Source organism: Thalassospira sp. TSL5-1 (assembly GCF_001907695.1).
GTDB lineage: Bacteria > Pseudomonadota > Alphaproteobacteria > Rhodospirillales > Thalassospiraceae > Thalassospira.
Map to the genome: position 1 here is coordinate 1,894,785 of NZ_KV880637.1, position 17,259 is coordinate 1,912,043.

At 49.9% G+C, this 17,259-nt stretch carries 15 protein-coding genes; 8 read left to right on the top strand and 7 right to left on the bottom strand.

The genetic code is table 11. From position 1 onward, the window contains the following. Nucleotides 1-99 precede the first annotated feature (99 nt). The 3 genes from LF95_RS08965 to LF95_RS08975 all read right to left on the bottom strand — a co-directional run bounded on the left by LF95_RS08965 (nt 100) and on the right by LF95_RS08975 (nt 4,156). Complete coding sequence (locus tag LF95_RS08965) at nt 100-1,584, bottom strand: sensor histidine kinase (RefSeq protein WP_252509702.1); 1,485 nt, start codon at nt 1,582-1,584, stop codon at nt 100-102. Between the two features lie 20 nt (nt 1,585-1,604). Beyond that, a complete protein-coding gene (locus tag LF95_RS08970) occupies nt 1,605-2,333 on the bottom strand; it encodes a response regulator (protein WP_073954612.1) in 729 nt (242 codons plus the stop codon). Between the two features lie 221 nt (nt 2,334-2,554). Beyond that, nucleotides 2,555-4,156, bottom strand: a complete 1,602-nt coding sequence (locus tag LF95_RS08975) for a choice-of-anchor I family protein (protein WP_073954946.1) — start codon at nt 4,154-4,156, stop codon at nt 2,555-2,557. A gap of 169 nt (nt 4,157-4,325) precedes the next feature. Between LF95_RS08975 and LF95_RS08980 the strand changes: the two genes are divergently transcribed. The 8 genes from LF95_RS08980 to LF95_RS09020 all read left to right on the top strand — a co-directional run bounded on the left by LF95_RS08980 (nt 4,326) and on the right by LF95_RS09020 (nt 12,484). Next, complete coding sequence (locus LF95_RS08980) at nt 4,326-5,360, top strand: NAD(P)/FAD-dependent oxidoreductase (RefSeq protein WP_073954613.1); 1,035 nt, start codon at nt 4,326-4,328, stop codon at nt 5,358-5,360. A 390-nt stretch (nt 5,361-5,750) separates the two neighbouring features. Beyond that, nucleotides 5,751-7,523 carry a DUF4123 domain-containing protein gene (locus LF95_RS08990; protein ID WP_073954615.1) on the top strand — a complete coding sequence of 591 codons (1,773 nt, stop codon included), beginning with the start codon at nt 5,751-5,753 and terminating at the stop codon, nt 7,521-7,523. Between the two features lie 125 nt (nt 7,524-7,648). Then, nucleotides 7,649-9,292, top strand: coding sequence for a hypothetical protein (locus LF95_RS08995; protein WP_143181972.1), 1,644 nt, complete (start codon nt 7,649-7,651; stop codon nt 9,290-9,292). Then, complete coding sequence (locus LF95_RS09000) at nt 9,289-9,798, top strand: hypothetical protein (protein ID WP_073954617.1); 510 nt, start codon at nt 9,289-9,291, stop codon at nt 9,796-9,798. The genes LF95_RS08995 and LF95_RS09000 overlap by 4 nt, the downstream gene beginning before the upstream one ends. Next, nucleotides 9,795-10,325, top strand: a complete 531-nt coding sequence (locus LF95_RS09005) for a hypothetical protein (RefSeq protein WP_073954618.1) — start codon at nt 9,795-9,797, stop codon at nt 10,323-10,325. Before LF95_RS09000 ends, LF95_RS09005 begins: the two co-directional genes overlap by 4 nt. A gap of 419 nt (nt 10,326-10,744) precedes the next feature. Then, the gene (locus LF95_RS09010; RefSeq protein ID WP_073954619.1) at nt 10,745-11,245 is read left to right on the top strand and encodes a hypothetical protein; all 501 of its coding nucleotides are present in this window, start codon (nt 10,745-10,747) and stop codon (nt 11,243-11,245) included. 195 nt (nt 11,246-11,440) lie between these two features. Next, the gene (locus tag LF95_RS09015; protein WP_073954620.1) at nt 11,441-11,950 is read left to right on the top strand and encodes a hypothetical protein; all 510 of its coding nucleotides are present in this window, start codon (nt 11,441-11,443) and stop codon (nt 11,948-11,950) included. 51 nt (nt 11,951-12,001) lie between these two features. Beyond that, the gene (locus LF95_RS09020) at nt 12,002-12,484 is read left to right on the top strand and encodes a hypothetical protein (RefSeq protein ID WP_073954621.1); all 483 of its coding nucleotides are present in this window, start codon (nt 12,002-12,004) and stop codon (nt 12,482-12,484) included. A 255-nt stretch (nt 12,485-12,739) separates the two neighbouring features. On the opposite strand, the gene pgi is transcribed toward LF95_RS09020, so the two are convergent. From pgi to speB, 4 genes are all read right to left on the bottom strand, one after another. Beyond that, nucleotides 12,740-14,386 carry a glucose-6-phosphate isomerase gene (gene pgi, locus LF95_RS09025; RefSeq protein ID WP_073954622.1) on the bottom strand — a complete coding sequence of 549 codons (1,647 nt, stop codon included), beginning with the start codon at nt 14,384-14,386 and terminating at the stop codon, nt 12,740-12,742. A 129-nt stretch (nt 14,387-14,515) separates the two neighbouring features. After that, a complete protein-coding gene (locus tag LF95_RS09030; RefSeq protein WP_073954623.1) occupies nt 14,516-15,475 on the bottom strand; it encodes a PfkB family carbohydrate kinase in 960 nt (319 codons plus the stop codon). Nucleotides 15,476-15,611: 136 nt separating this feature from the next. Further along, nucleotides 15,612-16,196 carry a tyrosine phosphatase family protein gene (locus LF95_RS09035; protein ID WP_073954624.1) on the bottom strand — a complete coding sequence of 195 codons (585 nt, stop codon included), beginning with the start codon at nt 16,194-16,196 and terminating at the stop codon, nt 15,612-15,614. A 90-nt stretch (nt 16,197-16,286) separates the two neighbouring features. Then, complete coding sequence (gene speB, locus LF95_RS09040; RefSeq protein ID WP_073954625.1) at nt 16,287-17,255, bottom strand: agmatinase; 969 nt, start codon at nt 17,253-17,255, stop codon at nt 16,287-16,289. Nucleotides 17,256-17,259: the final 4 nt, after the last annotated feature.

Sequence of the window (17,259 nt, forward strand, 5' to 3'; positions counted from 1 at the left end):
AGCGACAAGAACAACATTATAAACATGTATAATTTTTCTTATTTAGATAAAAATAATATTTGAGTAAGGAAACCCTAAATAATCAGGAAAAAGTAAATATCAGACTTTTCTTGGCAAACGCACCTCAACTGCCATGCCTCGTTTTGGCAAGTTTTTTAGGCTGATTATCCCTTCGTGGGCATCAATAACGGTTTTAACAATCGATAGCCCCAGCCCGCTCCCGCCCGTACTGCGCGCGCGCGACCCTTCAACACGATAAAACGGCAAAAAAACTTTGTCCTGTTCCTCTTCGGGAATTCCCGGCCCCTCATCCCGAACAAGCACAATCACCTCATCAGCTGTTGCATCCAGGCTAACATAGGCACGATGACCGTATTTCAATGCGTTATTGATCAAATTGGTAAAAGCCCGGCGAAGCGTCCCTGCCCGGCAGGTCAACCGAATGCTGCGTTTATCACCAAAGGAATGGGCTTCTTCGTTTTTGCTGCCAAACACCGTATTGACCACGTTAAATGTCAACGGTTTAGGCCCTTCAAACATCACCGGCCGTCCCAGGTCGGCATAGTCATCGCAAATCGCTTCAAGCACGGATGTAAAATCAACAGTACGTTCTTCTTCCTTGTGGATCCAGTCTCCAAGGAAATCGAGCGCATCGCTTAACAATTCGTCCATTTCGTCAAGATCACGCAGAACCGTTTCGCGCAATTCGTCATTATCGATAAATTCAGCGCGCAACCGCAATCGCGTACTTGGCGTGCGCAAATCATGCGAAATTGCCGCCAGCATCCGTGTACGGTCTTCCAGCATTCGGGCAATCCGAAACCGCAGCCCGTTATAGGCTTCCGCCATCGAACGCGCCTCGACCGGCCCACGTTCTACCACCAGCTCGCCTTCAACCTCGTCACCATTTTTACGAATGGCCGTTGCCAGATTTTTAAAAGGACCGGCCAGTAAATCAGCCAAAGCAGCAAAAACGGCAAGAACAGCAACCACCCCCACCACAAACATGATGAAAACGACGGATGGTGAGGCATAGTCACTCCAAAGCTGCGCATGAGACAACATCATCCGCCGCCCGGAAGGCAGGGTCAGTTCAATTTGCGCCTGTAGGCCAAGTCGGGCAATTTCGCGCGATAGCTGGGCAAAAAACAGGCTGGGACTTTTCGCCTGTTCAATCACATCACGCTGTTCTGAACTGAGCCGTCCACGCCGAAAATGAACCTTGACCGAAATTGGCCACCCCGCATCTCCCAGCCGAACCGGCATGGCAATATGCTGTGCGGGACGGGAAAACAGCAAAAGGCTTTCGACCTCCTGTGCTGGCAGAATTTCCACCTGCAGACCATCCTGTGCTGCAACGTTCCGGGCATTACCCCGCAACTCGGGGTTCTCGGCAATCAGGACCAGCTCACGAATGGTAAATCCCAGCGTATAGGCGCGGCTGATGCGTTCAGACCGGTCAATGATATAAAGCGATGCCATGCTGGCCAGGGCCGCAATGATAACCCCGCCAATCATCATGATGACAAATATGCGCCCCCCAAGCGTACGGGGCTTGTACCAGCGGGGTTTTACCGTTGCCACCTGCATCTGCCTGTTTCGGATCAGGCGGTCACGACATCAGCACAAAACTGATAGCCGATGCCGCGCACCGTTTTGATCAGCTTGGGATTTTTGGCATCTTTTTCGATCTTACGCCGCAACCGGCTGATCTGAATATCAATACTGCGGTCAAACGGAATGGAACTTTGCCCACGGACAATATCAACAAGCTGATCGCGTGATAAAGGACGTTTATTGTGCTTCACCAGCGCACGCAACAGCGAAAATTCACCGGTTGAAAGATGCACAACAACATTGTCTGCATCGCGTAATTCCCGCGACCCCAGGTTAAGCACCCAGGCACCGAACCTTACCTTTTCAGCACTGTTTTCAACCATATCATTGGCACCACCTGTTTCCGCACGGCGGAAAATCGCACGAATACGCGCCAGCAATTCACGCGGGTTAAACGGCTTGGTCAAATAATCATCAGCGCCAAGTTCCAACCCCAAAATACGGTCCGTATCCTCGCCCACGGCGGTTAACATGATAATTGGTACTTTTGATGTGCGGCGCACATCCCGGCACAAGGCAAAACCATCCTCGCCGGGCAGCATGATATCGAGGATCAACAGATCAATATTCCAGTCCCGCAGGGCTTTACGCATTTCGGTTCCATCCGAAACCGTGGTCATGCGATAGCCATGCTGCATCAGAAACTTTTTAAGCAGTTTCTGGATTTCCTGGTCATCATCGACAACCAGAATATGGGGTTCACGACGGGAATTCAGCCTCTGTCTCCTGCAAAATCAATGGCTTTTTGCTGATCGCGGCGGAGTGTAATCGTTTTTTGTAACAAATTGAAGCATTCTGCATACGCAATATATATCAAAACCGTTACATTCCGGAAAATGACGCGAAACGACATGGGGCGGATCAAAACCCGTTTGATCCGCCCCTTACTTTTTTGCCGGCCAATATCATTGCCAAAACATATTGACGATGATCTCTGTTACTTCAAATCATAAAGCATGGTGCTGCCGGAAACTTCGGACGCGACCACAAGCATCGCATTACCCGTCGGACTATGTTTGGCATCAATAAACAACATCCCTTCGGGCGCCAATTCGCCTGCTGTATCCTGCTTGGGATCACCCTCAAAGTTACGATCCGTATGATAGGTCACAAATTGCGGATTGGCCGGGTTGGTCAGATCATACACCATAAATCCCCCCTGGCGTTCCAACCCGATAAAGGCATACGGAACGCCATTTACATAGCCCGCTGCGGCCCCTTCCGGCTCTGGTCCCTTGTCATCGGACCGATCATCAAAGCTGCCATTTTCGTCATTATTTGAATTAAAGTCACGGGGCAGATAGGCCGAAAGATACTGCTCAATCTGATCTCCACTATCAAAGATCATATCAGCCTGATCATCCAAAACGGCAAATGACCGCCCACCAAAGCTGAACAACCGATCAAAATCACCGTCGCCATCGATGTCACCCTGTGCGGTTGTAACCTTCAGACGACCAAGGTTTTCCTTCTTTTGCAATTCTTTTGCATTGGGGAAAGCAGACGGGTCGAGTTTCAGGTCAGCAACGCGGGCTTCCTCGCTATACCCTTTATAGTCGCGGGAATCACCTTCGTTAGCGATGATGTAATAATTTTTGCCGTCAATCTCGATCCCGGCGATGGTGTCTGGCATATACATGCCAAATACCGGCCAGGGTTTGATGCGAATGGCACCATCCTTATTGCTGGCATCCATCGCATTTACCATGTGGTCCTTGAAACCCAGGCCAACAACATCGCTAACACGCGCTGATGCGATATCGACAATCGCAATGGCGTTGTTTTCCTGCAAGGTCACATAGGCCTTCCGGTCATCCGCACTAATCGCGATATATTCCGGTTCAATATCCTGTGCCACACTGGATGTGCCAGGGTTGGCGGTGCGCATTCCCGCAGGCAGTTTTTTATTATTCAGGGCATCAAACCGGGCGAAACGAACGTCCGCATCGGTCATTTTCGTAACATCGTCCGGAACGGAAATTACGGCAACGCTTCCTTCCGGGTCATTGCCAAAGGCATCATTCGGCTCACCTTCATTGGCAACCAGCACATGTTTGCCATCATGGGTGAATTTAATCATGTCGGGCAATGCACCGACCTTTACAGCGGCCTTGAAGTTACCATCGATGTCAAAAAACACCGCCTGCCCAGGGGCCTGTTTGTCGGTATTTTCAACCGCAGCAGCGACAAGCCCGTTATGAACGGCAACACTATTCGCGGCCTTACCCCATTTTGAAAGGGCAATGGTCGAAACTTTTGAAACATTCATCGGGTCTGAAATATCAAGAATATCAATCCCCTTATCGCCACCATTGACCACGAAAGCCCGCTTGCTTGCGACGTCATAGGCGACAATTTCTGCCCCGCCTTCATCAAACAAATGGGTGCGATATTCTCCAAGAGGCGCAATGCTCAAACGATGGGGCACCACATTTGCACTTCGCAGGCTGATGCCGTTATCCATTGAAGTTCCGTTGCCTGCACAGGCCGTAAGCAAACCGGAAATGGCAACACCTGCCATCATAATCGAACGACGCATTGATTTGTCCCCTTTGTCAAAAATTGGCAAATGCGACAACATGCCTGCCAGCGGTAACGCTATTATGACACCGATATGACGCTTTTATAAATATCGGGCTGAGTTAAGTGCTCCGTTTGGTTGCATTTTGCGTATCTTATTCATAAGAATATCAGCAGGATTAAACCGTATGCCACGTTTTGAAATTGCCGTCATCGGCGCCGGAATGACCGGGCTCAATGCCGCCCATATCCTTCATCGCGCCGGACATAAGGTGCAGGTTTTTGAAAAAAGCCGTGGCCTGGGCGGTCGTCTGGCAGCCCGCAGAACAGATTACGGGATATTCAATCATGGTGCCCAATATGCCACTGCCCGCCACCCCGATTTTGTGCAATATCTTGAAAATGCCGTTGATAGCGGCGCGGCTGAACATTGGGCGGCACAACAGTGGCCTGACCCAACAACCACACCGACCATAGCCCCCGAACCGCCAGAAACATGGTATCGCGGGAAGCCCGCAATGAACAAACTTGTCAGTTCCTTAAATTCCGGCTTCGACATTCAGTGCAAGACACGTATCGCACAAATTGCCCCGACAAATCACAACCGTTACCAGCTTTACAGCTTCGCATCAGAGCAGGACCATAAAAACCGGATATCACATGGTGAGTTTGACGGCGTGATCGTTACCATCCCGGCACCACAAAGTGCCGAACTCCTTATGCCTCTCTCGCCGCGATTTGACGTTATAAACGACGTTAAAATGGCACCCTGCTGGGCTGTTATGTTAGCGTTTCAGGAGTCCACAGCCCTTCCCTTTGATGTGTTTTCCAAACCCGATCCGGCCATATCCTGGATTGGTCGCAATCCGCTTACAAAAGCAATATCACCCCCGGCACCTTATGAATGCTGGACCATCCACGCATCGGTCGATTGGTCCCAAACCCATTTGGAAGAAAAAGCCGAAGATGTGGTGAACCAAATAACCGCAGTCACAAAAACAGTCTTTGCGCAGGCAGGTGCCAGACTGCCGATGCCGGTTTCAAGCCAGGCACATCGCTGGCGCTATGCCCGCACGACAAGCCCGCTGGGGCAAAGTCATTTTGCCTCTGCCGATGGCCGTGTCATTGCCGCCGGTGACTGGTGCATGGGCGCACGCATCGAAGCCGCGTTTCAAAGTGGTGAAGCTGCGGCCCATGCCATGATCGACGCCCTACAGGGGTAATAACCCAAGCCCCAACATTCCGTCGGTCAGGCGTGTATGACTTGAGCTGATTACTCAAGATCGGCAAAGCAAGGGCGACAACCGGCCCCAGCAAAACCCTACCCACAACCAACGATGCAACGCACCCGATTCTGCGGGTTGTTTTGGCCTGACCGGGCGGATTTCCGCCTAACCGGGCGGAAATCCGCCCGGAATGCCATTCGGCATGATCGACCATATCCCAATAATATATCTTAAAAACAAAGGCTTATTTCGTTTTGGCGAAATTGTCGTTTTGGTGAAATTTCCGGCAGACGCTGCTCATGGGGTTTTGGCATGGTTTAGCCTTCGGCCAAAAAAACGTGTTTGGCGACGGGCTGTGCAAGGAAATCACCTGATGGTGCATCTGACATGACGAAAGCAAAGTTCGAGCCCTGGTTGGGGCATTGTCACTTTGTGCGTGATCTTGGCAACGACCATGAAACCGATGTCGGGTTTATGGCAGAGACGGCAACTGTGCGCGAAACTTTAAGCGGCGTGGTGGCGGTTTGGGCAGAAAACCGTGATGCCTATGAAACCGTATTGCGTGCGCATGTGTCCGAAACAAAAACCGGGGATGCCGAAGGACCGCTGCGTTTGTTATGGGCGGAAGATGTGATGCCCGCCACCGAATGGATGGTGCGCCATGCTCGTGAAAAACAGGCCCTGCATCTCGCCCGCCAGGTTCATGATCTGCACAGGGTCGAACTTGGTGGCCTTGCCAATGCCGCAAGCACCGCACCGGAACCGCAAAACTGGCTGGAAATCCAAGAAATAACCGGGATTGCACCGCTTGATGCCCAGTTTGGCGTGCATCCACGCAAAACCGTGCCGGATGCTCTGTTTGGACCACTCTTTGGCGATGTCGCGCCGAGCGATGCAGAAATAGCCTTCTATGGCGATACCGAAAATGTCCCGCCGCTTAAAACCTATGCGGTGATAGATGCCGCCAAACTGACCGGCGGGTTTAGCGAGTTAGAAAACTGTGAAATGCCGTGGCGCTGCATGTTCAAGGGCAAGGCGGCCATCGAACTTGCCGATGTGGCCCCCTATCTGATCGAGCTTGACCCCGATGCCGACTTTACCCGGATCCTGTTTACCCAAGATCCCGATGCCCATGAACAGGCAACAACCCGCCATCTTTGGCATCGAGAACCGGCGATTTATATTCGGTCACGCGCCACCATTGACGACATCCATTCCCACTTTCGCAAATATACCCGTGTCCGTGATGAACAGGAACAATGGTATTATCTGCGGTTTTGGGAGCCGCGCGAGACCGTCAATCTGTTTTCGCTGATCCGCCATGAACGCGAAAATGTTGCCGGGTTGCTGCATCCGCGGGATCAGGTGCCGATCCGGGCCATTTATGCGCCGGTTGGTAGTAGCCTGTTTAAAATTTCCTCCCGGATTGATTGTGACGTCGAAAAAGCGCCCTTCATTCTGACTGCCGAAAAACGGGCCGGACTGGGACGGCAGCAGCAGGACCGGTTCGCCCACGAGTTTGGCGAAAAACTGTTTGGCATTGCACCACTGCATTTTAAACGGCTCGGGATTGCAAGCGTTGGTCCTGTCGTTGAGATGATCGAGACGGTAGCAAAAAACTGTCGCGACAAGGGCTTTGTCCATCGCAACGAGATTGCCAAAATCGCCACCATGTCCGCCTTTTTCGGCACCGGCTTCCTGCAGGATGCCCGGGTACAGTCTTTGGCTGAATCCTGCCTTTATCAGAGCGGACATAGCCCGGTGCTTAGGGTGCAGAAATTTGAAGCGGCCTTTCAGGCCAGCCAACTGCCCGGCATTCTGATGGCCAATGCCACACTGAAACAGCTTTTGCCGATGCTAGAGCAAGGTATGGCTGAAAAGTCTCCCGGTCCCGATCAGGTACGTGAACAATTCTCTGCCTTTGTACCGGGCAAAAATACAAACTCTTTTGTCGGGCAATGTCGGGAGGCGTGGGAGAAACATGGCCTTGTGTCTGAAACGCAACAAGCCGCCCACATGATTTGTGCTCTGGTATTTACCCCTTTCTTTCTGGATGATCCCTTGCAGTCAGTCCTTGCCGACCTGTTTGCCAGACAACCGCCTGACAGGCTTTTTGCGTCGTTGAAGACCGAGTTTTTACGTCGTCTGGAAATAGCCTGACAGGTACGAATGACATGAACCAGATTACAAGCGAATATCAGAAAGCCCAGGAACTGGCCTCCTCCGAAGGCGGGCGGGTCGCGTCGGATGGTTGCCAGCATTGCCATGACGGCAACTGGATTCATTTGCGCTATGAATATCCCGACGAGCAGGCCGTTACCGACACCCTTTATGTGGTGCAAAAACCCAATGGCGGGGAGCCGGGCGGCGAGGTCATTGCCGAAGGTGTGTTAACCGTCAGCGAACTCTCCAAACATCGATATATCCATGTCGATCTTGGCGATTACGATGGCGAGGTTGAGGTCTTTTTCTTTGATGATCCGACCGAACCGGTACCGTTTGAAGAACCCGCCCCGGTTGAAGATGAACGCAACTGGCTGGAACGGGCAGCAGAAAGTGTTGCCTCCAGTATCGCCTCGGGTGCCGAGTGGACCTGGGGGACTCTTCAGGGCGACTTCAATGAAAACATGTCGACCAGCCAGATCATTACCAATGCCATCGTCACCGCCGTGCCGGTGGTCGATCAGGTGGCGGATCTGCGTGACCTGATCGCCAACAGTAAACTGCTTATCCGGGACAAACGGTACGATGAAATCGGCGTTTGGGTTGGTGTTTTTGCCTGCCTGATTGGCCTTGTCCCCTCGCTGGGCTCGCTGGCGAAAGGCGTGATCAAAATCATCTGGAAGAACGTCTCGGAAATCGGGCGGGTGCTGGTCTATATCAACAAGGCGCTGCACCGCACCGGGATGCGGGTCAATGGCTATCGCTTTGTCACCAAGCTCGCCGACGATGTGGTGGACCAGGTTGGTTTTGTTTCGCAAAAATTTGACGAGTTTCTGGACCTGACCGCGCAAAAGGTTTCGCTGCTGGGCAGCGTGATGCCGACAGGCATGGTTAATGACGCCCTTGCGACCATCAAAAAAGTGCGCGGCATGGCAAGCCGTAACTTTGAAGCGGCCGCGCAGGCGATCAAAAAACGGATTTTAAGGGCGACCTCAGGGTATGCCACGAGAGCATTTTCCGTCCTGCCGGGGCACTCAGTTATTATTCGGCGCGTAACTGACATGGTTATCAATTATGGCCCTTATCGGCATTGGCAAAAGACAATGGACCGACCAAGCTGGAGTCCGTCTTTGCCGGAGCCAAAAGGCTCTACTGTGCCGGATAACGCCGAGTTTAAGAACTTTCGAGATTTACACGAAATTAGGGTCGAACAATGGTACGATGAGTTGTTATCAGATCCAGATTTACCAAATTCCATCCGAACCGTGGCAGAAACAAGTCCTGATTTTTTTAAGGATAAGATACTGGGTTCGTTTGCCGAGAAGCCGGTCATTAAAAAATTGGGAAATGATAAAAATATACCTTCCGAAGAGCAGATTAACGAGCTTTATCGGGTGATTGGTAAGGAAGAAGATCAAACAGGCGGGTTTTGGAGCCGATCCCAACCATCGAACTCTGAAGCGGAATGGCGACGTGATAACGCTGTGCTACAAAACTGGAATGCCGCTAGTGCCTATGTTGTTGCTAAGGTGCCACCTCCCGATCATGCTCTGATAGGCCGAATTGGTCCGCAGAAAAGTGAAAATTTACCTGGTCATGTCTTGCCCGGAGGCGGTGAGCAGGTCTGGTTGCCAGGAACAAGAGAAGGTGCTGTTTCTCCGGATCAGATAAAGGAATATTATCATACTTATTGGAATGATCGGGCACCAGTGGAACCGTTACGGCCAACAAGAAATGCCGGAAAAATAGGAGAGTGCGATCTATGAAAAATGCGGTTAAGGTATTTCAAACGGCAGAAGATGCCATACAAGAATACAGAAATAAAATTTTGAACATTAAGAATATGATTGAGGATCATTTAAGATTCGGAAAGCCATTACCAAAAGATTTGCGTGAGATTCTAGTCAACCCTAATTCCACAGACAATTTAAGAATTTCAGTTAGAGTTCTTGATTATGTGGCAGAGGGCCTGTTAAAAAAGTTATACCGAATGAGATACTTTCTTGCTCAATGCAATGTTGTCGACGCCTTGCTTATCGCAGAAAGTTTAACAAGAGATGTTTTCAATAATCTCGCGAATGTATTTGGCGAATATCCTTATGAAAGCGAATTACTACCGCCTTCGTATAATTTTTTTCGAATAATTAACGATGAAACAAAAAAAATCTTCCCAAGAAACCTCGATAGCCCATTGGAGACGGAAGAAAAGAGAGATTTCGCTAATTATCTTCGCAATGTGGACAACCCTTGGACGAAATATGCCAAACCTTGAATGAAACAGAAGAAATCATCGAGTTTTTCGAGAAAGCAGACACAATGATGGCAGCTTACCCAAGCCTAATTGAAAATTTGCGCGAACAGATAAGACTGCATCTTGAAAAGAGTCAGCCTTTATTAAAAGGCGCAGAGGCTGCTTTAATAGCGCCAAATGACAAAGCGTTATTAAAACGTGCACACCAAGGTTTGGCGAAAGCCAAACGGACAGCATTTATTCATTTAAAATCGTTCAGAGATGGCTTGGTAAACGTCAAATCAATAAATGACGTTAGATCAGCAAAGATTTCTGTTGCGGATTGGTCAATGAGCATTGCGCGCACAATGGACGATGTTCTGGATTATGATTATGAGAACGGCGATGTCTTGCCGCCTCCTCATCAACACTCGGCAGAGATAACCAAAAAATATTATGATATATTTCGGTACGATGTGGATAATCCGAGGTCCGATCGTCAATTGGAGGCTGTTTTGAACTATCTCCTGACAGTAAACAATCCTTGGGCGAAACATGCTAAATCTTGAATGATACGGGAAACTGATAAAATCATAGATTTATTTCCCCTGCCTATCAAATGATCTCATATTATGGTGTCATGAGGATATAGTGCAAAACCATAACGTGGCGTGTCCGCGACGCTGTTTGCATGACTGGAATCTCGGTGGAGGATATATGTTTGCAAAAGTCCCGCCTCCTCCTGCTGCATTAATTGGCCCTATTGGCCACAGGATTTGGGTGATGCGACAAAGCATGATCCAGACGTCTTACATCCAGGCATGATATTGGATGGGGGTGGTGAACAGTTATGGTTTCCCAAGAAAGGTCGAGATATTCCTGCCATTCTCGAGAAACGGCAAATAGGCTTCAAATATACGAAATGCAACGCTCCGTCAGATGCGTTACGTTCAACACGGCAAGCTGGAAAAATTGATGAGTGTGACTCATGAATCAGTTTAGTGAAGAAATAAAGCTATTTTCTGAGGCTGATAGACGTCTTGAGGCCTATCCGTCAAAGCTACAGGACCTGATCGTACATTTAAAAAAATTTTTTGAACTTGGTGAACCACTAGTGGAAGGGGCAAATGCGCCGATTTGGCATCCGAATGATGTCGACAGTGTTAGACAGGTCATGGCCTTTTTCCAAGATCAAGGATTAGATCATTTGAATTTAATAAGTATAAATTATAAAAAATCTTTGGGCATATGTAATGTGAACGAAGCTTTTTATATAATATCCGGCATCGGGGGGATTCACCGTGCTTGGCATGACTACTTAGCCGACATATACCAAAGCGATATTTTTCCATCCCCAGCCAGTTATTTGCATGACATTCGTTTGAATATTTATAAAATATTCCAAGTTTACGAAGGGCCAAGAGAGAAAGAATTTGTCAGGTATTTACGTGAAGTGAAAAATCCATGGATCAAATACGCGCACATTTAGATCAAAAAAGTGTAAGAATCCTCTAAATCACACCCCAATCAAAGGCAATGACAGATTTTTCTTATCGGGCACAAAAGAAGGCGCTGTTTCTCTGAATCAGATAAAGGAATATTATCATACTTAGTGGAATGACCGGGCGCAGGTAGAACCGTTAAGATCAATTATAAATGCTGGACAAATAGGGGAGTGCGATCTATGAAAAGAGCGGTTGCAGCATTTAAATTGGCTGAATTCCTCATTCAGGAATACAGAATTAAGGTTTTGAATGTAAAAGATATTATTGCGGATCATTTGCGTATGGGAAAGCCATTGCCGCAAGACCTGCGTATTTTTTTGTTAAATCCTGCATCAGGAGATTATTTAAGAGGTTGTATCAATACTCTTGATCATGTTGAGAGCAGTCTTTCAAAGAAACTGGATAGAATGAGAGGTCATCTTTCTGGCGCAAGAGTTGGAGAGGCATTGGATATTGCCGAGAGATTTTCGGAAACGGTTTTTACTAGTTTGGGGGCTGTGGTTGGAGAATATCCCTACGAGAGTCAGATGTTACCGCCCGCCTACAAGTTCTTTACAAAAATTGATGATGAAATGATGATTGTGTTCCCACGAGAGATTAATGGGCCACTTGAAACCCAAGAAATGAAAGATTTTGCGAATTATCTTCGCAATGTGGACAACCCTTGGGCGAAATATGCCACACCCTGAGCCATGTTGAGCGCTAAAGAAATCGTAACTTTTTTTCAGGAATCTGACCAAATGATGGCAGCTTATCCGGGCCTGATTGAAAATTTGCGCGAACAGATAAGGTTGCATCTTGAAAATGGTCAGCCTTTATTAAAAGGTGCAAAGGCCGCTTTAATATCGCCAAATGACAAAGCGTTTTTAAAATGTGCATACCAAGGTTTGGAGAAAGCCAAACGGACAGCATTTATTCATTTAAAATCGTTCAGAGATGGCTTGGCAAACGTCAAATCAATGAATGATATTGGCTCGGCTGAGAGTTCCGTCGCCAGTTGGTCAATGAGCATTGCCCGGACAATGGATGATGTTCTGGATTATGATTATGAAAACGGCGATGTCTTGCCGCCTCCTCATCAACACTCGGCAGAGATAACCAAAAAATATTATGAGATATTTCGTTACGATGTGGATGATCCGAGGTCCGATCATCAATTGGAGGCTGTTTTAAACTATCTCCTGACAATAAACAATCCTTGGGCAAAATATGCCAGGTTGTGACCGAATGAAGGGGGTATCGCTTTATTTTTAGCTGACTGATAATAACCTGCAGGCCTCCGTTCCAACCTTCCGCCGATCACAAGCAGAGACTTTGGTTAAATTCATGTCCTGAATCGGATTTGGGAGCAATCATGCACAGGCCAACATGATACGTGATTGCAGCACAATTGCCTGAACCCCATGTCGATCCAAAAATAACAAGGCAGCGCCCAATGACGCTGCCCGCACAAATCAGCAGAAATCACAAAGATCCTGTCAGGACTGAAGACTGCGCAATTCCGCAATCAGACCAGCGGTAGAGGCATCGCGCTTTTCCGCACTTTCACTGCCCTGCACCATTGGCAATAATTCCTTTGCCAATTGCTTGCCGAGTTCCACCCCCCACTGGTCATAGGAATTAACGTTCCAGATCACACCCTGAACAAAGATTTTATGTTCATACATGGCAATCAAACGGCCGAGCGTGAACGGATCAAGCTGGCGATACAGGATCATGGTGCTGGGTTTATTCCCGGCAAAAACCTTATGCGGTGCCAGAACATCAATCTCATCTGCCGCCATGCCCTGTGCTTCAAGCTCATGGCGTACTTCAGCCTCGGTTTTACCCACCATCAGGGCCTCTGCCTGGGCAAAGCAGTTGGCAACCAGCTTGTCGTGATGGTTTTGCAAATCATGCAACGGTTTGGCCGCAACCATGAAATCCACCGGGATCAATTCCGTGCCCTGATGGATCAACTGGTAAAAGGCATGCTGCCCGTTCGTACCTGGCTCGCCCCAAATGACCGGGCCGGTCGCCGTTTGCACCTTTTTGCCATCGCGCGTCGTCGATTTGCCGTTACTTTCCATATCCGCCTGCTGCAGATAAGCTGGCAAACGCGACAAATGCTGGTCATAAGGCAAAATCGCAACGCTGGAAGCACCCAGAATATTGCGATACCAAACCCCGATTAACCCCAGAATAACCGGAATATTTTCGGCCAAAGGTGCTGTTTTGAAATGCCGGTCCATTGCCGCACCACCGCGCAACAATTCTTCAAACCGGTCATAACCAACCGCCAGAATAATCGGCAGGCCAATGGCCGACCACAGGCTATAACGGCCACCGACCCAATCCCAGAAACCAAAGGCATTGACCGTATCAATGCCAAATTCCGCCACCTTATCCAGCGCGGTTGACACAGCGACAAAATGCTTTGCCACCGCCGCTTCATCACCCAGCGCATCCAAAAGCCAGCTGCGTGCGGAATAGGCGTTGGTCAGGGTTTCGTCGGTGGTAAAAGTTTTCGATGCGATGATAAACAGCGTCGTTTCCGCATCCAGGTCCTTGAGGGTATCAACAATATGTGCCCCATCCACGTTCGAGACAAAATGGCATTTAATGCCATCAATGTGATACGGACGCAGGGCCTCATTAACCATCACCGGGCCCAAATCGGACCCCCCAATACCAATATTGACGACATCGGTAATTTTCTTGCCGGTATGGCCTGTCCATTCGCCGCTATGAACACGCGCGGCAAAGTCCTTCATACGCGCCAATACGTCCTTGACGGCGGGCATCACATCTTCGCCATCCACCTCGATCGGATCCCCGTCAAGGTTGCGCAAGGCAATATGAAGAACGGCACGATGTTCGGTAATGTTGATGCGTTCTCCGGCAAACATGCGGTCCCGCCAGTCTGCCACACCAGCCTCTTTTGCCAATTCAAGAAGGCCGTTTAAAACATCGTCGGTAATCAGGTTTTTGGAATAATCGACAAACAGGTCATCCAGAGCGGTGTGATAACGCGAAAACCGTGCCGGATCTTCGGCAAAGGCATCTCGCAGGTTCAGTTCGCTGGAAACTTCCGCGCCAATCTGCTTCAGATTTTCCCAACATTCGTTCAAACGTTCTGTCGCCATTCTATCCTCGGATTACAGGTCATTAGGCTATTTTCGGCCAGCGGAAAACTGTGTGGGACAGTCTGTATAAAACTTTCGGGCAATTATGTGGAATCACCGCCCGAAATTATGTTTTTGCCATTACCGTCATCAAGCTTCGGCCATAAAGGCCAAAACCTCTGTTTCTGTTGGCAAGGCGTTAATTGCCCCGCGTTTGGTTGCCGTCAGGGCCCCCACCGCATTTGCAAAACGACAGGCAGCCCCAACCTGTTCCGCCGAAGACAGCAAATCGGCATTTTTGAGCAGGCGCGACAAAAAGCCGGCGGTAAAACCATCCCCGGCCCCGGTGGCATCAACCGACGTCACACTAAACGGTTCGGCAAACCCATTCCACTCGCGGGTGTAATAACGGCTGCCTTTTGACCCCATCGTGACGATGCAAAGCTTCCAGTGATCACACCAAAGCTGTTTCAATCCTGCCTCGTGGTCTTCTTCACCTGTCAGGAAGGTCACTTCGTCATCAGAGATTTTAACGATGTCGGCCTTTGAAATGGCAAGGCGCAAAATCTCGCGCGCGCGATCGGCCGAGGGCCATAACGGCAAACGCAGGTTGGGATCGCACGAAATGATCGCCCCACCCTCGCGGGCAATTTCAATCGCACGCAGGGTCGCTTCACGCGGATCGTCATCAATCATGCACAGGGTACCGTAATGAAACAGTTCGCATCCTTTAAGCATATCAACATCAAGATCCGGCACCGACAAAAGCATGTCGGCCGACGGAGAACGATAAAACGAAAATTCACGTTCGCCATCTGCCCGTAATGACACAAAAGCCAGGCCCGTCAGGGCTTCCTTGGTCAAAACAATGCCCGATGTGTCAACGTCATCGGCTTTCAGGGTATCGACCAGAAAATGCCCAAAGGCATCATCGCCCAGTTTGCCAATAAACCCGGTTTCAATGCCCAACCGTTGCAAGCCAACAGCCACATTGCCCGGCGCCCCCCCGGCGGCCTTGGCAAAGGCTGGAGCATCGGCAAGACCTGTCCCCGTCACCGTCGGTACAAAATCAATCAACAACTCGCCAAGGCAAACTGCTTTTGCCGTCATATACGTTCTCCGCTTATTTCGTCGGTAATACCGACCTGTACGTTTCCGGTGTGGGACAGCCCTCTTTTAATCGATTCAATCCCTGTCGCAAACAAAAAGCCAATCGCGGTATTAACCGGCCAAATATGGCGCTCCTTTACGATGAAACAGCCATATCCACTTCGCGTTCACGGCCCAGTTCGGTCATCCAGGTTACAAAATGCGGATCACGTTCGATCTGGCGGCCATAATGACGGCGCAGCGCCTCGGTAAACCGCCCGTCACGGCCCAGCAATTCGTCGGCATACGCAATCATCACCGAATTTGGCCAGGCTTGCGGACGAATGGCCGCCAGGCGCTTAAACAGCTCGTCCTCGGAAATTTCCGGCTGGGCCTGCGCCATTAACATCACCATTGAGGCGGTAGAGCGCGAAACCCCCATATGGCAATGCACCAGCAAATGCCCGTCTTCGCGCAAATCGCAGGATTTTGCCAATTCTTCGCCAAAGGCCAGAACCTTTTCAACATGATCCCGACGCGGCATTTCCATACCGGGGCGATCCTCGATAATATCGTGAAAACGCAAGATGGTCCGTTCATGCGGGGCAAATTTGCCAAAGGCCTCAGGATCGGGCATATCAGGGTCAAGGACGGACAGAATATGCGTTACTTTGCGTTCGGCATGATCGGGCAGTTCTTCGATACCACAAATCGTCAAAAGCGAGATCGATACAGATTCCATGTCAACATCCTGCGCTATCGTAAAATAAAACGACCGGCATCCTACCCGGATACCGGTCGCATTGAAACGCATCACCAGAAAGTTTGATAATTATTTCTTATTGGCCGCGTGAAGATTAAGCATTTCCCACGCCATCGTCGCCCCCGCCAGGGATGTAATGTCCGACACATCGAAGGGCGGCGAAACCTCAACCACATCACTGCCAATCAGATTGATACCTTCTAGGCCCCGCAGGATCGATACGGCCTGATGGGTGGTCAAGCCCCCCAACACCGGCGTGCCCGTTCCCGGCGCGTAGCACGGATCAAGGCCGTCAATATCAAAGGTGATATAGGCCGGACGGTCGCCAACCACTTCCTTGATACGGGTGACGATCTCGGCAACCGACATGGATTGCACATCCGGTCCATATAGAATGTTGAAACCATGTGTCGAGTCATTATGGGTCCGAATACCCACCTGAATCGATTTGGACGGATCAACAATACCCTTCTGGGCCGCATGCCAGAACATGGTGCCATGATCGATACGGTCGCCGTCATCTTCCCAGGTGTCGGAATGGGCATCAAACTGGATCAGGGAAATGCCTTCGCCATATTTTTCGGCATGCGCTTTAAGGATCGGATAGGTCACAAAATGATCCCCGCCAATCGTCAGCATCTTTGCACCAGACTGCACGATAGTGCGGGCGTGATCTTCGATCATCTCGGGCAGTTTTTCCGGATGACCAGGATCAATGACCATGTCGCCATAGTCAATAACCGCCAATTCACCAAAAATATCCCGACCAGACGGAAAGTGTGGTGCCCAGGCCAAATGTGCCGAGGCACGACGCACCCCCTGCGGGCCCAGGCGCGTACCCGGGCGCGAAGAAGTGGCAAGGTCATAAGGCACACCCGTTACCGCCACATCAATCCCGTCAAGGTCGCGGCTATAGCGGCGACGCATGAAGGAAAGCGCACCGGAATACATCGGTTCGCTGGTATTCTGATGCACCGATTTTGCGGTAAAAGCGTTATCGCCGCCTTTGCTGTCAATGACGCCGGTACTGCTGCTCATTTTA

Coding starts and splice junctions, on each gene's coding strand:
- LF95_RS08975 (WP_073954946.1), bottom strand. CDS start 4,156: ATGCGTCGTTCGATTATGATGGCAGGTGTTGCCATTTCCGGTTTGCTT.
- LF95_RS08980 (WP_073954613.1), top strand. CDS start 4,326: ATGCCACGTTTTGAAATTGCCGTCATCGGCGCCGGAATGACCGGGCTC.
- LF95_RS08990 (WP_073954615.1), top strand. CDS start 5,751: ATGACGAAAGCAAAGTTCGAGCCCTGGTTGGGGCATTGTCACTTTGTG.
- LF95_RS09000 (WP_073954617.1), top strand. CDS start 9,289: ATGAAAAATGCGGTTAAGGTATTTCAAACGGCAGAAGATGCCATACAA.
- LF95_RS09010 (WP_073954619.1), top strand. CDS start 10,745: ATGAATCAGTTTAGTGAAGAAATAAAGCTATTTTCTGAGGCTGATAGA.
- LF95_RS09015 (WP_073954620.1), top strand. CDS start 11,441: ATGAAAAGAGCGGTTGCAGCATTTAAATTGGCTGAATTCCTCATTCAG.
- LF95_RS09020 (WP_073954621.1), top strand. CDS start 12,002: ATGATGGCAGCTTATCCGGGCCTGATTGAAAATTTGCGCGAACAGATA.
- pgi (WP_073954622.1), bottom strand. CDS start 14,386: ATGGCGACAGAACGTTTGAACGAATGTTGGGAAAATCTGAAGCAGATT.
- LF95_RS09030 (WP_073954623.1), bottom strand. CDS start 15,475: ATGACGGCAAAAGCAGTTTGCCTTGGCGAGTTGTTGATTGATTTTGTA.
- LF95_RS09035 (WP_073954624.1), bottom strand. CDS start 16,196: ATGGAATCTGTATCGATCTCGCTTTTGACGATTTGTGGTATCGAAGAA.
- speB (WP_073954625.1), bottom strand. CDS start 17,255: ATGAGCAGCAGTACCGGCGTCATTGACAGCAAAGGCGGCGATAACGCT.